The organism is Mycobacterium sp. 1245801.1 (assembly GCF_001673055.1).
Lineage (GTDB): Bacteria > Actinomycetota > Actinomycetes > Mycobacteriales > Mycobacteriaceae > Mycobacterium > Mycobacterium europaeum_A.
In genome coordinates this window covers 1-19,397 of record NZ_LZKY01000409.1, presented here as the reverse complement: position 1 = coordinate 19,397, position 19,397 = coordinate 1, and the positions used below count along the sequence as shown (strand labels likewise).

Below are 19,397 nucleotides of genomic sequence, written 5' to 3'. Positions count from 1 at the left end.
TTCTCCGTGGCGATCGAAGAGATTCTTGATCTCGAGCAACTCGAGGTCAACATCTACCGGGGCAGCATCTTCAGCCCAGAGTCGGGATTTTTGCAGCGCACCTTCGGGGGGCATGTAGCCGGGCAGTCGCTGGTGTCGGCGGTGCGCACCGTCGACCCGCACTATCAGGTGCATTCGCTGCACGGGTACTTCCTGCGGCCCGGGGACGCCAAGGAGCGCACGGTCTTCATCGTCGAGCGCTCCCGCGACGGCGGGTCCTTCGCCACCCGGCGGGTGAACGCCATCCAGCACGGCGAAATCATCTTTTCCATGGGCGCCTCCTTCCATACCGACCAGGAGGGCATCCACCACCAGGACCCGATGCCGGCCGCGCCGCCGCCGGACGGGCTGCCGGGGCTGGACTCGATCAAGGTCTTCGACGACGCGGGATTCAAGCAGTTCGAGGAGTGGGATGTCTGCATCGTGCCGCGCGATCGGCTGCAGCTGTCGCCGGGCAAGGCTTCCCAGCAGCAGGTGTGGTTCCGCCATCGTGATCCGCTGCCGGACGACCCGGTGCTGCACATCTGCGCGCTGGCCTACATGAGCGACCTGACGCTGCTGGGATCGGCCCAGGTCACCCATCTCGACGTGCGCGAGCACCTGCAGGTGGCGTCGCTGGACCACGCGATGTGGTTCATGCGGGCGTTCCGGGCCGACGAATGGCTGCTCTACGACCAGAGCTCGCCGTCGGCCAGCGGCGGCCGCTCGCTGTGCCAGGGCAAGATCTTCACCCAGTCCGGTGAGATGGTCGCGGCGGTCATGCAGGAGGGGCTGACCCGCTTCAAGCGCGGATACCAGCCGACGTGAGCGCGCCGTGACCCATCCCAGGATCGGGGTGCTGGCGCTGCAGGGCGACACCCGCGAACACCTGGCCGCCCTGGGCGAGGCCGGCGCCGAATCGATGCCGGTGCGGCGGCGCAGCGAGCTCGAGTCGGTCGACGGGTTGGTCATCCCCGGTGGCGAATCGACCACCATGAGCCATCTGCTGGGAGATCTCGGGCTGCTGGAGCCGTTGCGGGGCCTGCTGGCCGACGGGCTGCCCGCCTACGGCGCCTGCGCCGGAATGATCCTGCTGGCCAGCGAGATTCTGGACGCCGGCGCGGGCGGGCGCGAGGCGCTACCGCTGCGGGCGATCGATATGACGGTGCGGCGCAACGCTTTTGGACGACAGGTCGACTCGTTCGAGGGTGACATCCCGTTCGCTGGGCTCGACGATCCGGTGCGCGCGGTGTTCATCCGCGCCCCCTGGGTGGAGCGCACGGGCGACGGCGTCGAGGTGCTGGCCAGCGCGGCCGGACATGGCGTCGCGGTGCGGCAAGGACGCAACCTGGCGACGGCGTTTCACCCCGAGATGACCGGCGACCGGCGCATCCACCACCTGTTCGTCGACCTCGTCACCGGAGGTGACGTTTGACCGCACCGGGGCCGCCGAGCGTCACGCAGGAGTGACGTCCGGTAACGACTGCCATGCTGGCGTGACGGTCGGCGCATCGGGCGTCCACGTAGACTCGTCTGGCCACAAAAACAAGAGGACTTTCAGATAGGACAGCGATGAGCGGCCATTCCAAGTGGGCCACCACCAAGCACCAGAAGGCCGTCAAAGACGCGCGCCGCGGCAAGGAGTTCGCCCGGCTGATCAAGAACATCGAGGTCGCCGCCCGCACCGGCGGCGGTGACCCGGCGGGCAACCCGACGCTCTACGACGCCATCCAGAAGGCGAAGAAGACCTCGGTGCCCAACGACAACATCGAGCGCGCCCGCAAGCGTGGGGCGGGCGAGGAAGCCGGCGGCGCCGACTACCAGACCATCATGTACGAGGGCTACGGGCCCAACGGCGTGGCGGTGCTCATCGAGTGTCTGACCGACAACCGCAACCGGGCCGCCGGCGAGGTCCGGGTCGCGGTCACCCGCAACGGCGGCAACATGGCCGATCCCGGCTCGGTGTCCTACCTGTTCACCCGCAAGGGCGTCGTCACGCTGGAGAAGAACGGCCTGACCGAGGACGACGTGCTGACCGCGGTGCTGGACGCCGGCGCCGAGGACGTCAACGACCTCGGCGACAGCTTCGAGATCATCTCCGAGCCGACCGACCTGGTCGCGGTACGCACCGCACTACAGGACGCCGGCATCGACTACGAGTCCGCGGAGGCCAGCTTCCAGCCGTCCGTCAGCGTGCCGGTCGACGTCGAGGGCGCGCGCAAGGTGTTCAAGCTCGTCGACGCCCTGGAGGACAGTGACGACGTGCAGAACGTCTGGACGAACGTCGACCTGTCCGACGAGGTGCTGGCCGCGCTCGACGAAGAATAGGCCTGCGGCGTCAGGGTACGATATCCCACCCCTGGCCTGGATCTCCATTGCACCAGCGGGTTGACACCCAGGTCCCCGGGTCGGGGCCGCCGAGGACGGCGAGGCAACCACCCAGGACGGCCGTGATCTGGCCGTTGGGCTGCACGTTCCACCGCTGGCTGTCCCAACAGGCCACGAGGTGCGCCGCCCCCGTGCCGTCGGAATTCAGGCATTGCCCGGGAAAGGCCGCGCTCTCGAGTCGCCCGATACCGCTGAGAGTCCAACGCTGCGAGTCCGCACCGTTGCACGGGTTGACCACCACCGGGGCCAGCCATCCCGATCCCGGGCCGTCCACACAGGCATCGCCTAACCGGCTTCTCAACTGGACCGGACCATCGGCACTTGCCCCACCAGCACCGAGCATCGCGAGACCGAACACTGTGCCCAACAGCACGAGGGCCCGGCGCGCCTCGCCCACCAACCGCGGTTTCTGCATTTCGGTTCGGTCCTTTCGTTCGCGGAGACGACACGCCGGCTCAGGGTGGCCACTTTTCGCGGGCCCGACCCCGGTTTTAGTCGTAGCCGTGCCGCATGTCCTCGACGATGCGCGGATTGTCCAGGGTCGACGGCTCCACCGGCCGCGGGCCGATGTCACCGGAGAAGACGCCGGCGGCGTCGAGCACCGGCTGATTGAGGAAACGCAGCGGCGGCGCATTCGCGGGCACCCTCGGTGCGGGGGCGGCGTCGCCGCGCTGGGCCAGGGCGAATCCCCAGTCCCCGAACGTGGGCACGTGCACGTGATACGGCGTGACGGCGTAGCCGGCGGCGCGGATCGTCGACACCGTGCGCCAGTACGCCGTCGGGGTGGAGAAGGGGCTGCCCGCCTGCACCGCCATCAGCCCACCGGGCGTCAGCGCGCGGGCGATCAGCGCGTAGAACTCCGTCGAGTACAACCGGCCCAGCACCGGTGTGTCGGGGTCGGGAAGGTCGACGATGACCGCGTCGAAGCGGTCCACGTTCGGCCGGCGTAACCAGTTCATCGCGTCCTCGGTCACCACGGCCACCCGCGGGTTGTTTAACGAACCGCCGTTGGCGTTGCGCAGCGTGGTGCGCGCGATGTCGATCACCGCGGGGTCGAGCTCGACTTGCACGATCGTGGAAATGCCGGGGACACGCAGCAATTCGCGGGCCGCCAGGCCGTCTCCGCCGCCGAGCACCAGCACCGATCGCGCGCCTTGGGAAACCCCGCCGAGGGCGGGGTAGACGAGACTCTCGGTGTAGCGGTATTCGTCGCGGGTGGAGAACTGCAGCCCGCCGTCCAGATACAGCCGGGTGTCGTTGCCGCGGCGGGTCACCACGATCTCCTGATAGGCCGTGTGCCGGTAGGCGATGATCGGGTCCGCGTAAAGCCTTTGCCTGCTTGTGGTTTCGATGTCCGCCGAGCGCAACAGCAGGGTGGCCAGCAGCGCAGCGGCGGCGGCCAGCGCGCCCAGCGCCAACGCCAGCTGCCGTATCGAAACCACTTGGCGCAGAAGGAAAACCGCCACGACGGCCGCCGCGGCCAGGTTGATCATGCCGGTGGCCGCGGCGCCCCGGATCATCCCCAGTTGCGGCAGCAGCAGGAACGGCCAGACCAGCCCGCCCAGCAGCGCGCCCAGGTAGTCCGCGGCGTTGAGGTTGGCCAGCGTGCGGCCGGCATCGGCCGCCTGGTCTTCGTCGGGCCCTGTCCGGCCCCGGTGCAGCAGCGTCATCAGCAGCGGCACCTCGGCCCCGACCAGGCCGCCGATCAGCGCGGTGCCCACCGCCAGCACCCACGTCGACCCGTCCACGAACGCGAACGCCACGTACAGCGCCGCCGCCGACAGGCCGCCGACGATGCCCAGCAGCGCTTCGACGGCGATGAAGGTGATCGCGGCGTGCGCCAGCAGGGGTTTGACCACCAGGGCGCCCACGCCCAGCGCGGCGATGTAGCCCGCGACGATCAGCGACGTGGCGACGATGCCGCCGCCGTCCAGGCTCGCCGACAGCGTCAGCAGCGCGAGTTCGTAGATGATGCCGCACGCCGCGCAGGCCGCCACGGCGGCCAGCAACAGCGCCCGCCACCGCCCCGATGTCGCCGCGGGCCGCGTCGCCTCGGGCGCCCGCACCTCGCCCGCAGACCCGACCGCGCTCATGACACCGCCGCGGCGGTCACCCCTCCCACGGCGAGCAGTATCAGCGCCACCGCGAACGATCCCGGATGCAGCTCGGGCTCGTCGATGTGCTCGTGGAAACTGCCCGGGATCAGCAGGTGCATGGTCAACAGCGCGACGCCCAGCAGGATCACGCCCATCAACCCGTACACCGCCACGCCCACCAGGCCCTGGCCCAGCTGGCTGTAGCTGTTGGCGATCGCGGTGATGATCACGATCGTCAGCGCGATGTACATCGCGCCGGCGACCACCACCGCGTTGGGCCGGCGGTCGATGAACACCAGCTGGCGCAGCTTGCCCGGGGTCAGCACGTCGACCGCGTAAAACCCGACGAGCAGCACGGCCATGCCGACCGCGAAGTACAGGATGGTCGCGACCGCGCCCTTCAGCACGGGATTGAGGTCGACGGTGCCGATCTCGACGGCGAGATACATGGTGCTCTCCTTTGCGGTGGTGGGAGTCATTTGGTTCCGCCGGGGCCGCCGGGGGTGCCTCCGGCGCCACCCGATGGGGATCCGGGGGAAAACCCGGGGCCGAGGAAGATGAAGGCGCCGTGGCTGTATCCGGCGCTCAGGGGTTCGACGCGGATGCTGCACGGGTAGCCGCCGTCGGGCCCGACGATCACGATGTTGTTGCTGTAGCGCAGGTACTCGGTTTTGCCGTTGTCGGCCCGCGCGTTGGGTTCGGCATAGTCGGCGAGCGCGTCGGCCACCTGGTCGGGGGACCCGCTGCACTGGTAGCGAGTCCCGTTCACGTCGCGGGCGTATTCGTGATAGTGCCCGGCGACGTATGACCCGATGTTCTTCTGCAACAAGATGATTCCGAAGATCAGGCACGCCAGGCCGGCGGCGCCCAGCACGCCGGCGATCACGAACAGGCGGTTGCGGCTCACGGGCGCCACCGGCTGGCCGTGTGGACCACCGTTCCGCCGTGCCGCCCCGGGTAGAGGTGCCAGGTCCGCCAGCGCCAGCCGGCGCCGTCGGCTTCGGCGGCCAGCACGGTCAGTGCGGCGTCGTCGCCGGGGAAGGTGCCGCCGAGCCAGCCCGCCCGGCGGGCGCACCGGGCGCGCAGGTCCCGTGCGAGCCGGCGAAAGCTCGCCTCGTCGTGGGTGTCGGTGCGCGACCGCAGGCGGTAACCGGGCGCGTCGGTGCGCTCGGGCAGGTCGGCCCCGAGATTTCGTGCGGTGCAAGAGATTTCCTCCGAGAACGCCTGCTCCACCGCGACGACGTGGGAGGCCCCGAGCACCCCGAGCAGTAGCGCCGGGCCGCCGCCGGGGTGGTCGAGCCGGCAGCTGGCCAGCGGCGCGGGCACGGGTGCGTTGAGGGCCAGCCCCAGCCGGTCGCCGGATACATCGGCCGGGGTCACGGCGAGCTGATGAAGGGGCACCGACCTGACCTTCTGCGCTACGCCGGGCTGGGTGGGGGCGCCGAATACACGGTGATCTCGCCGGGCGAGACGGACTTGCCCGTCGAGACCTCCCAGGGCATGTCCGGGGCCCAGCGCTCGAACGAGAGCAGCGCTGACTCGTCGGCGTTGGTGCAGTCGACGAACTCCATCTCGCCGCCGGCCGGCAGGCCGGTGGTGCCCTCGGTGGTGTAGGAGGCGCGGCCGCGTTCGGACTCGTGGAACATCACGCCGTCGACGACGTAGGGGTCGCCGGGCCGCAGCGGCACGTCCTTGCGGGTCACCCACAGCGCGAGTTCCAGGCGCCCGTCGTCCTCCTCGACGCTGAACCAGAGCGGCTGGTCGCCGCCCTCTAGCAGGTGCTCCCACCAGACGAAGGGGCCCTCGCGGAAGGTGACCGAACCGCGCACGATGTAGTCGGTACCGCCGTAGCTGACGATGGCGCCGGGCCCGAGCTGGCGCGGCCCGAACTGGGGCATCGCGTCGGCGGCGAGCGGATCCGGGCGCCCGCCCCGCTGGGCCGGCTGCTTGGGCCGCCGCAAAGCCACCACCAACACCACGATGGACGCGATGAAGAGCACCACGGCGATCATGACCAGCAGAGATCCCACGCCAACCCCTTCGTTGCCACCTTGCTCGAGCGAACGTGGGCTAAAGCTAACAGCTTTTTCGCGGGTTCGGCGCCGTAACGTCGCGGCGGGAATCGGGGGTGGCGCCGCGTGTCCTACCCGGGCCCGTCGGCGCCGGCCGCTAGGGTATCGAACAGCTGTTCTACTAGGTGGGAGCGGGAATGCGGGTGATGGGCGTCGATCCCGGCCTGACCCGATGCGGTCTGTCGGTCGTCGAAAGCGGGCGCGGGCGCACGGTGGTGGCGCTGGACGTCGACGTGGTGCGCACCCCGTCGGACGCACCGCTGGCCGAGCGGCTGCTGCGGATCAGCGACGCCGTCGAGCATTGGCTGGCCACCCACCAACCCGACGTCGTGGCGATCGAGCGGGTGTTCTCCCAACTGAACGTGTCGACGGTGATGGGCACCGCCCAGGCCGGCGGCGTGGTCGCGCTGGCGGCCGCCAAACGCGGCATCGACGTGCACTTCCACACCCCCAGCGAGGTCAAGGCCGCGGTCACCGGCAACGGCGCGGCCGACAAGGCGCAGGTCACCGCGATGGTCACCAGAATCCTTGCGCTGCAAGCCAAACCGTCGCCGGCCGACGCCGCCGACGCGTTGGCCCTGGCGATCTGTCACTGCTGGCGGGCCCCGATGATCGCCCGGATGGCCGCGGCCGAAGCGATGGCCGCCGAGCAGCGCGAGAAATACCGCGCCAAGTTGGGCGCCAAGCTGAAGGCCGCGCGATGATCGCCTCGGTGCACGGCGAGGTCCTCGAGGTGGCGCTCGATCACGTGGTGGTCGAGGCCGCCGGCGTCGGCTACCGGGTGAACGCGACCCCGTCGACCCTGTCCACGTTGCGGGCCGGGACGCAGGCGCGGCTGATCACCGCGATGATCGTGCGCGAGGACTCGATGACGTTGTACGGCTTCACCGACACCGATACCCGCGACCTGTTCCTGACGCTGCTGTCGGTGTCCGGGGTGGGGCCCCGGCTGGCGATGGCGACGCTGGCCGTGCATGACGCCGCGGCGCTGCGTCAGGCGCTGTACGACGGCGACGTCACCGCGCTCACCCGGGTGCCCGGCATCGGCAAGCGCAGCGCCGAACGGATGGTCCTGGAACTGCGCGACAAGGTCGGCGCCGCCGGGGCGGGCGGGGGAGCGTCGCCGGGTGCGGCGCTCAACGGCCACGCGGTCCGCGGGCCGGTGGTGGAGGCGTTGGTGGGGCTCGGGTTCGCCGTCAAGCAGGCCGAGGAAGCCACCGACAAGGTGCTGGCCGCCGAGCACGACGCCACCACCTCGGGCGCCCTGCGCGCCGCCCTGTCGTTGCTGGGCAAGGCCCGATGAGTCCGCACGACGTCGGCGACGACTACGCCGACCGGGAGGTCTCCGGCGCGCTGGCGTCCGGCGAGGGCGACATCGACGTCAGCCTGCGGCCGCGCTCGCTGCGCGAGTTCATCGGCCAGCCGCGGGTGCGCGAACAGCTGCAGCTGGTCATCGAGGGCGCCAAAAACCGGGGCGGCACACCGGATCACATCCTGTTGTCCGGTCCGCCGGGGCTGGGCAAGACGTCGCTGGCGATGATCATCGCCGCCGAGTTGGGGTCCTCGCTGCGGCTGACGTCCGGGCCCGCGCTGGAACGTGCCGGTGACTTGGCGGCCATGCTGTCCAACCTCGTCGAGCACGACGTGCTGTTCATCGACGAGATCCACCGCATCGCCCGGCCCGCCGAGGAGATGCTGTACCTGGCCATGGAGGACTTCCGGGTCGACGTGGTGGTCGGCAAGGGTCCCGGCGCGACGTCGATCCCCCTGGAAGTGGCGCCCTTCACCCTGGTCGGCGCCACCACCCGGTCCGGCGCGTTGACCGGCCCGCTGCGGGACCGGTTCGGTTTCACTGCGCACATGGACTTCTACGAGCCCGCCGAGCTGGAGCGGGTGCTGGCCCGCTCCGCCGGGATCCTGGGCATCGAGCTGGGCGGCGATGCGGCCGAGGAGATCGCCCGCCGTTCGCGCGGGACGCCGCGGATCGCCAACCGGCTGCTGCGCCGGGTTCGCGACTTCGCCGAGGTGCGCGCCGACGGCGTGATCACCCGCGATGTCGCCAAGGCCGCGCTGGCGGTGTACGACGTCGACGAGCTGGGCCTGGACCGGCTGGATCGGGCGGTGCTCTCGGCGCTGACCCGCAGCTTCGGCGGCGGCCCGGTCGGGGTGTCGACGCTGGCGGTGGCGGTGGGCGAGGAGGCCACCACGGTCGAGGAGGTGTGCGAGCCGTTCCTGGTCCGCGCCGGCATGGTCGCGCGGACCCCGCGGGGCCGGGTGGCCACCGCCCAGGCGTGGACGCACCTCGGCATGGCCCCGCCGGCCGGGGTCACCGGGCTGGGCCAACCCGGCCTGTTCGACTAGCGGCTGGTTCGGTGCCGCCCGGCGTTTCGCGGCCAAATCGTGACCTTTGCCCCTAGCGGGGGCCGGCCGTTCGCGCGGTCCGGCGTCCGCCCTGGTCAGACCCGCTAGACCGCCGCCGGTCAGGCGCCGGGCCATCCGTGTGCACCCCCGCTGCGACGGCCCCAGCAAACACGCGCGCGGCCGTCGACCGGTTACACCCCGGCATCGCCGGGTAACCAGGCTCACAGCAGCGATACCTGTTGAAGGAGGTTCCGATGAGGACCACGAGCGACGACTACGACCGACCCCGCGCGCTGTACATGCCACGCACCCGCGGCGCGCTAACCGGGCTACTGCTGATACTGCTGGGCGCGTGGGGCGCACTGGTGCCCTTCTTCGGGCCCAACGTCGACTGGGCGTACATGGCCGATCCGGCCTGGACGTGGACCACGGCCAAGGGCTGGCTGGAGGTGCTCCCCGGCGTCGCGACGGCGGTGGGCGGCCTGCTGGTGCTCATGTCCGGCAATCGGGCCAGCGCCGTGTTCGGCGGCTGGCTGGCGGTCGTCGGCGGCGCGTGGTTCGTGGTCGGCCGCGCGTTCGCGTCGACGCTCCGGATCGGCGACGTCGGGCAACCGGCGGCGGCGACGGACCTCAAACGCGCCCTGCTCGAGGTCACCTACTTCACCGGCCTGGGTGCGCTGATCGTGTTCCTGGGCGGCGCCGCGGTGGCGCGGCTGGCCGTGCGGCACGCGCGCGACGTCGTGGTGACCCACCCGGCGCCGGTCGCGGGCGAGGCCGTGCCGGCCGCCGAACCGGCCATGTACGACGAGACCCGCGGCGCGGCGCCGGCGCGGACCGACGCCGTCGCGGCCGGACCGCAGCCCCGCGGGCGCACGGGTGGCGGACTGTTCCGCCGGCGCACCGGCGAAGGCGGTGGCCTGTTCCACCGGCACCACCACGCGGGCGCCTGACCCGCTGAGTCGGCAAGGCCCCGGTAGCCCTCGGCTACCGGGGCCTTGCCGCGTCAGGCTGGCCCGGTCAACCCCCGATCGGTAGAGTTCACCGGCGCCCGAACAGCGAGGAGGAGCGATGATCGCCGCCGGATTGGTGTTCGCCGCGCTGGCGGCGTTGCTGCACGTCTACATCTTTGTGATCGAATCGTTGACCTGGACCTCGCCGCGCACCCGCGCCACCTTCGGCACCACCGCGGCCGACGCCGAGACCACCAAGGCGCTGGCGTTCAACCAAGGCTTCTACAACCTTTTCCTGGCCATCGTCACCGGCGTGGGCATCGCCGCAGTCGCGTTGGGGCACAGGGGCATTGGTGCGGCGCTCGTCTTCGCCGGCGTCGGGTCGATGGCCGCGGCGGCGGTGGTGCTGGTCGCGTCGGCGCGCGACAAGGCCCGTGCCGCCGCGACGCAGGGCGCGTTTCCCGCGATCGCGATCGTGCTGCTGTCGCTCGGCCTTCACTAGTAACACCAGTCTCACCAGCCTCAAAAGCCCCCGGCTAGCGGTGGCTTTCGTTTGCCGCGTGGGTTAGTAGTGGAAGGCGCTGGGTAACCATCCCAGGCCGGAATCAGACCCGGTATTCAACGAGGGGATGTCATGAAATACGCACAAGACGGCCAAACCCGCGGGCTGAGTATGCCGCGTTCGCGAGGCGCGGTCAGCGGATTGCTCCTGGTCATTTTGGGAGCCTGGGGGGCGTTAATACCGTTTGTTGGTCCGCACTTTAATTTCGCCTATACACCGGACCGGGATTGGGCGTGGAGCTCGGCCCGCGGCTGGCTGGAAGTGGCTCCGGGCGCGGCCACCGTGCTCGGCGGCCTGTTGTTGATCGTCGCGGGAAACCGGGTCGCCGCCATGCTGGGCGGCTGGCTGGCCGTGCTGGCCGGCGCCTGGTTCGTCGTGGGCGGCCAGGTCGCCCCGCTGTTGGGAATCGGTTCCGCCGGTGACCCGATAGCGGCGACCGAACGCAAGCGCGCGGTGCTCGAGGTCACCTACTTCTCGGGCCTGGGCGCGCTGATCATCTTCGTGGGTGGGGTCGTGCTGGCCCGCACCGCCGTGCGCCTGGCCCGCGACGTGCATCCGGTGGCGGCCGAACCCGCCGCGGCCCCCGGGGGCGTGGAGCCCTACCGGGATTCGGTCTACGAGCCCGCCGAGGTCTCCTCGGGCGCGCTGACCAAGCCGCGCGCCGCGGCCGACCCCGAGCCCAAGCGGGGCTGGCGCCGTAACCGCGCCGGCGCGGGGGCCGGCGCCAACGCCGCGTATCTGCGTTGGCCGCACCCGCAGCAGTAGTTCTGCGCCAATTAACAGCAATCGCCCAGTCCCGTTGCGGGACTGGGCGATTGCTTGTTTGCCCTTAGAGCAGTCCGAGCAACTGCAGGTTGGTGATGTACTTGACGATCACCGGCGCCGTGACATGCGGAATGTCTTTGTCGGGGCCGATTTTCGCTTCCTGCACCGCCGCGCGGAACACATCGGTGGGCGCCATCGAGCCGTTGATCGGCTTTTCCGGCTTCTGGTAGTTGTGCAACAGCGGCAGCAGCGAGTACTGACGCTGCCGATCCGGCAGGGCCCGCAGCGACGTCTCGAACCGCCGCAGCCATTCGGAGTAGTCGGCGATGCGCTCGATCGAGTACCCGGCCTCGACCAGCCAGTCGACGTATTCGTCTAGACCGATGCCGTCGTCGTAGGGGTTCATCACGTGGTAGGTCTGGAAGCCGGTGTCGCTGTCGGTGATCTGCGTCCCTAGCGTCGAGATCGCCGCGGCGATGAACTCGACCGGCAGGCCGTCGTAGTGTGCCCGCTGCCGGTTGCCGTCGGCGTCGAGTTCGTAGAACGAACCGGGCGCGATACCGGTGGCGACCAGGCTCAGCATCAGCCGGGTGAACATGTCGGGCAGGTTGAGCTGACCGGAGTAGGTGGTGTCGGCCAGGATCATGTCGCAGCGGAACACCGAGACGGGCAGACCGCACAGGTCGTGCGCCTCGCGCAGGAGCACCTCGCCGGCCCACTTGCTGTTGCCGTAGCCGTTGGCGTAGTTGTCGTTGATCTCGCGGGTGGCGCTGATCTGCCGGATGTCGGCGTCCTCGACGAACTCACCCGGCTTGATCTGGTCGCCCACCCCGATCGTCGACACGTAGGTGTATGGCTTCTGCTTGGAGGTCAACGCGATCCGGATCAGCTCCGCGGTGCCCAGCGCGTTGGGCCCGAACAGCTCGCTGTAGGGCAACACGTGGTTCACCAGGGCCGCCGGGTCGACGATGATGTCGACCTCCTCGGCCAGTCGCTGCCAGGTTTGCTGGTCCAGGCCGAGGTTGGCCTCGCCCTTGTCGCCCGCGATCACCTCGAGGTGGTCGGCGGCCAGCTTCTGGTAGTGCGCCAGCAGTTTCGGGTCGCCTTCGGGAGAGCCCACGCCGAAGGTCTTGTCCAACCGGGCGCGCGCCTCCTCGTCGGAGCGGGCCCGCACCAGTGCGATGACTTTGCCGTCGACCATGTCCATCCGCTCGAGCCAGTCCAGCGCCAGGTAGCGGCCCAGGAATCCGGTCGCGCCGGTCAACAGCACCGTGCGCACCTCGGTCGCCGGCTTGGGCAGGCTCGGCGCGCCGGCCAGGACGGCCTCGTCGAGGAACTTGTCCAGCGTGAGGTCACCGGCGCGCACCGTGGTGGCGCCGCGTCCGTGCACCGCCGCGAACGTCGGCCGCTTGGAGCCCTGGCGCTCGGCCTCGATGTAGGCGGCGATGGCCGCCAGGTCGTTGGCCGGGCTGACGATCACACCCACCGGCACGTCGACGTCGAAGATCTCGCGCAGCAGGTTGCCGAATGTCAACGCGGACAACGAGTCTCCACCCAGATCGGTGAAGTGGGCGTCGGGTGACAGGTCGCCGGCCGTCGCGCCCAGCATGGCGGCCGCGGCGCGGCTGACGGTCTGCAGCACCGGCGCCTGGGCGCCGCTGCGGCGCAGTTCGGCCAACTCGTTGGCCTGGCCGGCGGCCAGGTCGGCGTAGATCTGCTCGAGCCGTTCGCCGTAGTGCGCCTTGAGCTTCGGCCACGCCAACTTGCGGATCCCGGTCAGCAGACCGTTTTCCAGGCTGAACGGGGTGGTCTCGATGATGAAGTCACGCGGCACCTCGTAGGACTGCAGGCCGGTTTCTTTGGCGACCTTCTGCAGCGAGTCGGCGATCGTGGGCTTGAGCGACTCGATGTCATTGTGCGCCAACGCCTCTTCGGTCGGCACCACCACGGCCAGCAGGTAGGGCTGGGAGCTGTTGCCGTAGACGTAGATCTGGCGGATCAGCGGGCTGTTGCCGAACACCGCCTCGAGCTTGGCCAGCGTGACGAATTCGCCCTGGGCAAGCTTGAGCACGTTGTTGCGTCGGTCGACGTACACCAGCCGGTCCGGGGCGATCTCGGCGAACACGTCACCGGTCCGGTAGTAGCCGTCCTCGTCGAACACGTTCGCGGTGGTCTCGGCCCGCTTGTAGTAGCCGGGGAACATGTTCTCGGTCCGCAGCAACAGCTCACCGCGCGGGTGCGGGCGGTCGGTGCTGAAGTAGCCCAGGTCGGGAACGTCGACCAACTTGTAGTCGATCACCGGCGGACGCTGAATCTCCCCGTCGAACAACACCATTCCGGCCTCGGTCGAGCCGTAGCCGTCCATCAAGTGCATCTGCAGCAGCGACTCGGCCCACTTCTTCAGCTCCGGTGAGGTGGGTGCGGAGCCCGTCATCGCGAAGATGAACCGCCCGCCCAACAGGTACTGGCGCTGTTCCGCCAGCACCTCTTCCTCAACGGCCTCGCGATCGGCACCGTCGGCCAGCCGGCGCTCGACCTGGCGCTGGAATTCGCCGTACAGCGTTTCCCAGATCCGCGGGACGAAGTTCATCTCGGTGGGCCGCACCAGCTCGAGGTCCTCGAGCAGGGTGGACAGGTCGCTGCGGGCCGCGAAGTAGGCGGTGCCGCCGTTGCCCAACGTGCCGTAGAGGATCCCGCGCCCCATGACGTGGCTCATCGGCATGAAGTTGAGGGTGATCGACGCGGCGCTCTCGCCGAACCAGTTCTTGCTGCCGCGCCGCCACATCTTGCCGACGTTGCTCTGCGGGTACATCGCACCCTTCGGGGCGCCGGTGCTGCCGGAGGTGTAGATCAGCAGCGCGAGCGAGTCCTCGTCGGTCTGCTGCTCGGGAACCGGGGGTAGGTCCTTGCCGCGCTCCAACACGTCGGCGAGCTTCTCGACCACCACGTCGGTGCCGGCCAGCCGGGCCACGGCACTCTCCACGGCCTCGCGCTGGTCGTCGACCTCGGGCTGGTAGTCGAACACGACGAGCTTGCCGGGCACGTGGTCGCCGGCCAGGATCAGCTCCACGGCGTCGGGCAGCTGGTTGACGCTCGAGGCGATCAGGCTGGGCTCGGTCTCGGCGACGATCGGCTGCAGCGACGAGATCGCCGCGCTGGTCTGCATCGGCACCGACACGGCGCCGATGGTGCCCAGCGTGATGTCGATCGTGGCGTAGTCCACGCTGTTGAAGCCCAGCACGCAGACGCGGTCGCCGGGGCTCACCGAGTCGCTGGCCCAGGCGCGGCCGAGAGCCGAAACCCGTTCGCCCAGTTCGCCATACGTGATGGTCTCGAAGCGGGGGAGCAGCTCGGCGGTGGTGCGTCCGGTCTTGGCGTCCTTGACGAATTCCACGACGCGCTGCGCCAGTGCGGGCCGGTCGGCATAGCCGTCGAGGACGGTCCGGATGATCTGGGGCAGCCGCAGCCCCGGCTGCTCGGTGGCGGCGGTGATCGCCGGGTCCGGCCGGGCGGCGGCGAATTGGGGGTCGTTGGCAATGAGTTGCTCGATGCGGCGGTTGAGTTCTTCGTCGTGAATAGCAGTCGACATAACAGATCCCTTGCAAATGAAAGTTAGCGAGTCAAATTGCGCTGTCCGCGCTGACATATAGAACGTTAGCTAAAGTAAAGGTATTCCACCATGATCTGGCGTTTGTGGTGTTTGTGAGATTGCCCACGCGCGGTGGGAAGTCCCGGTCTACAGCTCGCGCAGCAGGCCGCCGAGGATGTCGATGCCCTCGGCCAGCAGCTCGTCGCTGATGGTCAGCGGGGGCAGCAGCCGGATGATGTTGCCCCACATGCCGCACGTCAACACGATCACGCCGGCGGCGGCGGCCGCGACGGTCAGCTTCTGGGTCAGTTCCTTGTCGGGCTCGGCGGTTCCCGACTTCACCAGTTCGATGGCGATCATGGCGCCCCGGCCGCGCACGTCGCCGATCCGGTCGTCGCCGGCCTGCAGACGCAACAGCGGCTCGGTGATCAGGCGTTCCAACCGCTGCGCGCGCTCGATCAAACCGTCGTTCTCGATCGTCTCGATGGTGGCCAACGCCGCCGCGCAAGCCAACGGGTTTCCGCCGAAGGTGCCACCCAAACCGCCGACCTGCGGGGCGTCCATGATCTGCGCCCGCCCGGTGACCGCCGACAGCGGCAGTCCGTCGGCGATGGCCTTGGCGGTGCAGATCAGGTCGGGTTCGATGCCCTCGTGCTCACACGCGAACATGGCGCCCGACCGCGCGAATCCGGTCTGCACCTCGTCGGCGATGAACACCACGTCGTTCTTGTGGCACCAGTCCAGCAGGGTGGGCAGGAAGCCCTCGGCCGGAACGATGAACCCGCCCTCGCCCTGGATCGGCTCGATGATGAGCGCGGCCAGGCTGTCGGCGCCGATCTGGCTCTCGATGATGTTGATGCTGCGCGCGGCGGCCTTCTCCCCGTCGGTGGCCAGTTCCTTGTCGACCAGACCGTCCCGGTAGGGGTAGGACAGCGGCGCACGGTAGATCTCCGGCGCGAACGGGCCGAAGCCGCCCTTGTAGGGCATCGACTTGGCGGTCAGCGCAAGGGCCAGGTTGGTTCGGCCGTGGTAGGCGTGGTTGAACGCCACCACGGCGGGCTTGCGGGTGTAGGCGCGCGCGACCTTGACGGCGTTCTCCACCGCCTCGGCGCCGGAGTTGAACAGCACCGAGCGCTTCTCGCCCGAACCCGGGGTGATGCGGTTGAGCGTCTCGGCGACGGCGACGTAGGACTCGTAGGGCGTCACCATGAAGCAGGTGTGGGTGAACTCTTCGACCTGTGCGCGCACCGCTTCGACCACCCGGGGTGACGAGTTGCCGATCGTCGTCACCGCGATGCCGGACCCCAGATCGATCAGCCGGTTGCCGTCGACGTCCTCGATGATTCCGCCGCCGGCGCGCGCCACGAAAACCGGCACCGACACGTTCACCGCGTGCGACACCGCCGCGGCCCGGCGCTTGCTCAGTTCCAGCGATGCCGGACCGGGGATCTCGGTAACCAGCTGGCGGGTCTGCTCGAGGCTGGCCACCACAGAACTCCTCCCCGCGGCGCGCGTGTCACGTCGCATCAAAAGCCTATCGAGCTTGACCCCGGCGGGCACTGCGTGCACCGTGGCGGTCGGTCGCGACCCGTGGCCTGCCAGACTGAACGGGCACACTGGACCGTTACGAGGTGCGCGACGCACGAGTCCTACCGGCACCCAGCCGTAGTAATGCCCCGTATGCCGAAGAATATTTACGACGAAAGACAGGCGCGTCCATGCAGAGTCTGATCCTGTTCCTGCCGTTCCTGCTCATCATGGGCGGGTTCATGTACTTGGCATCGCGCCGTCAGAAGCGCGCGATGCAGGCCACCATCGACCTGCACGAGTCCTTGCGCCCGGGCGATCGGGTGCACACCACGTCTGGCCTGCAGGCCACCGTCGTCGCCATCACCGAGGACAACGTGGATCTGGAGATCTCCCCCGGGGTGGTGACCACCTGGATGAAGCTGGCGATCCGTGACCGGATCCTGCCCGACGACGACGAGGACCTGGCCGACGGCGACGACCCCGCCGACGAGGGCTCGATCAGCAAGGATTCCTGACGGCCGATCGCCACCCGGCGGACCGCTTGCGCAACCGGTAATCGAGGGCCACGTAGGCTCTCCTCCGGGGTAAGTAACCGATATTCGAGGAGATAGAAGGAACGTGGCATCGTCTTCGGCGCCGGTGCACCCTGCCCGCTACCTGTCGGTCTTCTTGTTATTGCTCGTCGGCGTCTACCTGTTGGTGTTCCTCACCGGGGACAAGCGAGCCGCTCCGAAGCTCGGTATCGACCTGCAGGGCGGCACCCGCGTCACGCTGACCGCGCGCACCCCGGACGGGTCGAAGCCCAGCCGTGAGGCGTTGGCGCAGGCCCAGCAGATCATCGGCGCCCGGGTCAACGGGCTCGGCGTCTCCGGTTCGGAGGTCGTGGTCGACGGCGACAACCTGATCATCACCGTCCCCGGAAACGACGGCAACGAGGCGCGCAACCTGGGCCAGACCGCCCGGCTCTACATCCGGCCGGTGCTCAACTCCATGCCGGCCCAGAGCGCGGAGCCCAAGCCGGCGCCGCGCCAGCCCGCGCCCGGCCAGCCCGCTCCGGGACAACCGGCGCCCGGCCAGCCCGCTCCGGGACAACCGGCGCCAGCACAGCCGGCTCCGGGACAACCGGCTCAGCCGGCTCAGCCGGCTCCCGCGCACCCGGGTGCCCAGCCCCGGCCGTATCCGCAGGACCCGCCCCCGACTCCCAGCCCGGCACCCAGCCCCGCGCCAGCGCCAGCGCCCGGGACACCCGCACCGGCGCCCGCGCCCGGGGGTCCCGCGGCCGAGGCGCCGCCCGGGGAACAACCCGCGCCGCCCGACCCGCGCAAGGAACTCGCCGACCGCATCGCCGACGAGAAGAAGTGGCGCCAGAGCACGCGTCAGGGCATCCAGTTCCTGGCCCTCCAGTTCCAGGCGACGCGCTGCGACAAGGAAGACATCCTGGCCGGCAACGACGATCCCGCCCAGCCGTTGATCACCTGCTCCACCGACCACAAGGTCGCCTACCTGCTGGGGCCGTCGATCATCAGCGGTGACCAGATCCAGGACGCCAGCGCCAGCCAGAACCAGCGCGGCATCGGCTACGTTGTCGACCTGCAGTTCAAGTCCGCCGCGGCGAACACCTGGGCCGACTTCACCGCCGCCCACATCGGCACCCAGACCGCCTTCACGCTGGACTCGCAGGTGGTCAGCGCGCCGATGATCCAGGAGGCGATCCCCGGCGGCCGCACCCAGATCAGCGGTGGCGATCCGCCGTTCACCGCCGCGACGGCCAAGCAGCTGGCCAACGTCCTCAAATACGGCTCACTGCCGCTGTCCTTCGAGGCCTCGGAGGCCCAAACCGTCTCGGCGACACTGGGATTGACCTCGCTGCGGGCGGGCCTGATCGCGGGCGCCATCGGCCTGATCCTGGTGCTGGTGTACTCGCTGCTCTACTACCGGGTGCTGGGACTGCTCACCGCCCTGTCGCTGGGCGCTTCCGGCGCAATGATTTTCGCGATCCTGGTGATCCTGGGTCGCCAGATCAACTACACCCTGGATCTGGCGGGCATCGCGGGTCTGATCATCGGTATCGGTACCACCGCCGACTCGTTCGTCGTCTTCTTCGAACGCATCAAAGACGAGATCCGCGAAGGCCGTTCGTTCCGGTCCGCGGTGCCACGAGGCTGGGTGCGGGCCCGCAAGACCATCGTGTCGGGTAACGCCGTCACCTTCCTGGCCGCCGCGGTGCTCTACGCCCTGGCGATCGGCCAGGTGCGCGGCTTCGCCTTCACGTTGGGCCTCACCACCGTCCTCGACATCGTGGTGGTGTTCCTGGTGACCTGGCCGCTGGTGTACCTGGCGTCCAAGTCCCCGACGCTGGCAAAGCCGGCCTACAACGGCCTGGGCGCCGTTCAGCAGGTGGCCCGCGAACGCCGGGCTTCGGCGCAGGTCACGACGGGACGGGGATAGCGCATGACTTCCTCCAAAGCCTCCAAGGACGCAACCGAGCTCACCGAAGCCTCCGAGGGCGCCACCGAGTTGAGCGACAGCGCCCCGCACCACGGGTTTCTGTCGCGCCTGTACACCGGCACCGGCGCCTTCGAGGTGGTCGGGCGGCGCCGGCTGTGGTTCGGCATCAGCGGCGCGATCGTCGCCGTCGCCATCCTGTCGATCCTGCTGCGGGGCTTCACCTTCGGCATCGACTTCAACGGCGGCACGACGGTGTCGATGCCGGCCGCCGGGAAGACGGGCACCGTGCAGACCTCGCAGGTCTCGGAGGTGTTCCACCAGGCGCTCGGCAAGGATCCGGAATCGGTGGTGGTCGTCGGCAACGGCGCCGGCGCGACCGTGCAGATTCGCTCGGAGACGCTGACCAACGATCAGACGACCAAGCTGCGCAACGCCCTCTTCGATGCGTTCGGACCCAAGGGCGCCGACGGCAAGCCCAGCAAGCAGGCGATCAGCGACGCGGCGGTCTCCGAGACGTGGGGTGATCAGATCACCGACAAGGCGCTGATCGCGCTGGCCGTGTTCTTGGTGCTGGTCGGCGTCTACATCATGGTGCGCTACGAGCGGTACATGGCCATC

At 69.4% G+C, this 19,397-nt stretch carries 19 protein-coding genes and 1 pseudogene; 12 read left to right on the top strand and 8 right to left on the bottom strand.

The genetic code is table 11. The features are described from left to right. Positions 1-6 precede the first annotated feature (6 nt). From tesB to A5622_RS26185, 3 genes are all read left to right on the top strand, one after another. Positions 7-846: an acyl-CoA thioesterase II gene (tesB, locus tag A5622_RS26195; RefSeq protein ID WP_066882166.1), complete on the top strand. Its 840-nt coding sequence runs from the start codon at positions 7-9 to the stop codon at positions 844-846. 7 nt (positions 847-853) lie between these two features. Beyond that, entirely contained in the window at positions 854-1,453 is a 600-nt protein-coding gene (gene pdxT, locus A5622_RS26190) for a pyridoxal 5'-phosphate synthase glutaminase subunit PdxT (protein ID WP_066882165.1), read from the top strand. 137 nt (positions 1,454-1,590) lie between these two features. Continuing rightward, the gene (locus tag A5622_RS26185) at positions 1,591-2,346 is read left to right on the top strand and encodes a YebC/PmpR family DNA-binding transcriptional regulator (RefSeq protein WP_066863840.1); all 756 of its coding nucleotides are present in this window, start codon (positions 1,591-1,593) and stop codon (positions 2,344-2,346) included. 10 nt (positions 2,347-2,356) lie between these two features. Here A5622_RS26185 and A5622_RS26180 read toward each other — a convergent pair whose 3' ends face one another. The 6 genes from A5622_RS26180 to A5622_RS26155 form a co-directional block, all read right to left on the bottom strand. Beyond that, positions 2,357-2,821, bottom strand: coding sequence for an RICIN domain-containing protein (locus tag A5622_RS26180; RefSeq protein ID WP_066863843.1), 465 nt, complete (start codon positions 2,819-2,821; stop codon positions 2,357-2,359). Between the two features lie 76 nt (positions 2,822-2,897). Beyond that, on the bottom strand, positions 2,898-4,499 hold the full coding sequence (locus tag A5622_RS26175) for a polyamine aminopropyltransferase (RefSeq protein WP_066882163.1): 1,602 nt from the start codon (positions 4,497-4,499) through the stop codon (positions 2,898-2,900). Then, a complete protein-coding gene (locus A5622_RS26170) occupies positions 4,496-4,951 on the bottom strand; it encodes a DUF350 domain-containing protein (RefSeq protein ID WP_066863848.1) in 456 nt (151 codons plus the stop codon). Before A5622_RS26170 ends, A5622_RS26175 begins: the two co-directional genes overlap by 4 nt. Before the next feature lie 26 nt (positions 4,952-4,977). Then, positions 4,978-5,409 (bottom strand): DUF4247 domain-containing protein, encoded by a 432-nt coding sequence (locus A5622_RS26165; protein WP_066882213.1) that lies wholly within the window; start codon positions 5,407-5,409, stop codon positions 4,978-4,980. After that, the gene (locus A5622_RS26160) at positions 5,406-5,903 is read right to left on the bottom strand and encodes a DUF2617 family protein (protein ID WP_066863850.1); all 498 of its coding nucleotides are present in this window, start codon (positions 5,901-5,903) and stop codon (positions 5,406-5,408) included. Before A5622_RS26160 ends, A5622_RS26165 begins: the two co-directional genes overlap by 4 nt. Positions 5,904-5,920: 17 nt before the next feature. Next, on the bottom strand, positions 5,921-6,532 hold the full coding sequence (locus A5622_RS26155) for a DUF4178 domain-containing protein (protein WP_066863852.1): 612 nt from the start codon (positions 6,530-6,532) through the stop codon (positions 5,921-5,923). Positions 6,533-6,711: 179 nt separating this feature from the next. Between A5622_RS26155 and ruvC the strand changes: the two genes are divergently transcribed. The 6 genes from ruvC (at position 6,712) to A5622_RS26125 (ending at position 11,212) form a co-directional block, all read left to right on the top strand. Next, complete coding sequence (ruvC, locus tag A5622_RS26150; protein WP_066882161.1) at positions 6,712-7,278, top strand: crossover junction endodeoxyribonuclease RuvC; 567 nt, start codon at positions 6,712-6,714, stop codon at positions 7,276-7,278. Beyond that, positions 7,275-7,877, top strand: coding sequence for a Holliday junction branch migration protein RuvA (gene ruvA, locus A5622_RS26145; RefSeq protein ID WP_066882159.1), 603 nt, complete (start codon positions 7,275-7,277; stop codon positions 7,875-7,877). The genes ruvC and ruvA overlap by 4 nt, the downstream gene beginning before the upstream one ends. Beyond that, positions 7,874-8,935, top strand: coding sequence for a Holliday junction branch migration DNA helicase RuvB (gene ruvB, locus A5622_RS26140; protein WP_066863860.1), 1,062 nt, complete (start codon positions 7,874-7,876; stop codon positions 8,933-8,935). The genes ruvA and ruvB overlap by 4 nt, the downstream gene beginning before the upstream one ends. A gap of 254 nt (positions 8,936-9,189) precedes the next feature. Beyond that, entirely contained in the window at positions 9,190-9,885 is a 696-nt protein-coding gene (locus tag A5622_RS26135; protein ID WP_066882157.1) for a hypothetical protein, read from the top strand. Positions 9,886-10,003: 118 nt separating this feature from the next. Then, a complete protein-coding gene (locus A5622_RS26130) occupies positions 10,004-10,387 on the top strand; it encodes a DUF1304 domain-containing protein (protein WP_066882155.1) in 384 nt (127 codons plus the stop codon). A gap of 132 nt (positions 10,388-10,519) precedes the next feature. Further along, positions 10,520-11,212, top strand: a complete 693-nt coding sequence (locus tag A5622_RS26125; protein ID WP_066863865.1) for a hypothetical protein — start codon at positions 10,520-10,522, stop codon at positions 11,210-11,212. Positions 11,213-11,276: 64 nt separating this feature from the next. On the opposite strand, the gene car is transcribed toward A5622_RS26125, so the two are convergent. Continuing rightward, the gene (gene car / locus A5622_RS26120; protein WP_066882153.1) at positions 11,277-14,801 is read right to left on the bottom strand and encodes a carboxylic acid reductase; all 3,525 of its coding nucleotides are present in this window, start codon (positions 14,799-14,801) and stop codon (positions 11,277-11,279) included. Between the two features lie 147 nt (positions 14,802-14,948). Further along, positions 14,949-16,289: a 4-aminobutyrate--2-oxoglutarate transaminase gene (gabT, locus tag A5622_RS26115; RefSeq protein ID WP_066882211.1), complete on the bottom strand. Its 1,341-nt coding sequence runs from the start codon at positions 16,287-16,289 to the stop codon at positions 14,949-14,951. A 230-nt stretch (positions 16,290-16,519) separates the two neighbouring features. On the opposite strand from gabT, the gene yajC reads away from it, so the two are divergent. The 3 genes and pseudogenes from yajC to A5622_RS26100 all read left to right on the top strand — a co-directional run. Then, complete coding sequence (gene yajC / locus A5622_RS26110) at positions 16,520-16,846, top strand: preprotein translocase subunit YajC (RefSeq protein ID WP_066863870.1); 327 nt, start codon at positions 16,520-16,522, stop codon at positions 16,844-16,846. 103 nt (positions 16,847-16,949) lie between these two features. After that, a complete protein-coding gene (gene secD / locus A5622_RS26105; protein ID WP_066882151.1) occupies positions 16,950-18,779 on the top strand; it encodes a protein translocase subunit SecD in 1,830 nt (609 codons plus the stop codon). A gap of 3 nt (positions 18,780-18,782) precedes the next feature. Further along, positions 18,783-19,397: pseudogene (locus tag A5622_RS26100) on the top strand (protein translocase subunit SecF); the annotation flags it as partial.

Excerpts from the sequence above, each read along its gene's own strand:
- A5622_RS26130 (WP_066882155.1), top strand. The coding sequence starts at position 10,004 with ATGATCGCCGCCGGATTGGTGTTCGCCGCGCTGGCGGCGTTGCTGCAC.
- yajC (WP_066863870.1), top strand. The coding sequence starts at position 16,520 with ATGCAGAGTCTGATCCTGTTCCTGCCGTTCCTGCTCATCATGGGCGGG.
- ruvA (WP_066882159.1), top strand. The coding sequence starts at position 7,275 with ATGATCGCCTCGGTGCACGGCGAGGTCCTCGAGGTGGCGCTCGATCAC.
- A5622_RS26180 (WP_066863843.1), bottom strand. The coding sequence starts at position 2,821 with ATGCAGAAACCGCGGTTGGTGGGCGAGGCGCGCCGGGCCCTCGTGCTG.
- A5622_RS26185 (WP_066863840.1), top strand. The coding sequence starts at position 1,591 with ATGAGCGGCCATTCCAAGTGGGCCACCACCAAGCACCAGAAGGCCGTC.
- ruvC (WP_066882161.1), top strand. The coding sequence starts at position 6,712 with ATGCGGGTGATGGGCGTCGATCCCGGCCTGACCCGATGCGGTCTGTCG.
- A5622_RS26175 (WP_066882163.1), bottom strand. The coding sequence starts at position 4,499 with ATGAGCGCGGTCGGGTCTGCGGGCGAGGTGCGGGCGCCCGAGGCGACG.
- A5622_RS26135 (WP_066882157.1), top strand. The coding sequence starts at position 9,190 with ATGAGGACCACGAGCGACGACTACGACCGACCCCGCGCGCTGTACATG.
- A5622_RS26125 (WP_066863865.1), top strand. The coding sequence starts at position 10,520 with ATGAAATACGCACAAGACGGCCAAACCCGCGGGCTGAGTATGCCGCGT.
- A5622_RS26170 (WP_066863848.1), bottom strand. The coding sequence starts at position 4,951 with ATGTATCTCGCCGTCGAGATCGGCACCGTCGACCTCAATCCCGTGCTG.
- car (WP_066882153.1), bottom strand. The coding sequence starts at position 14,801 with ATGTCGACTGCTATTCACGACGAAGAACTCAACCGCCGCATCGAGCAA.
- ruvB (WP_066863860.1), top strand. The coding sequence starts at position 7,874 with ATGAGTCCGCACGACGTCGGCGACGACTACGCCGACCGGGAGGTCTCC.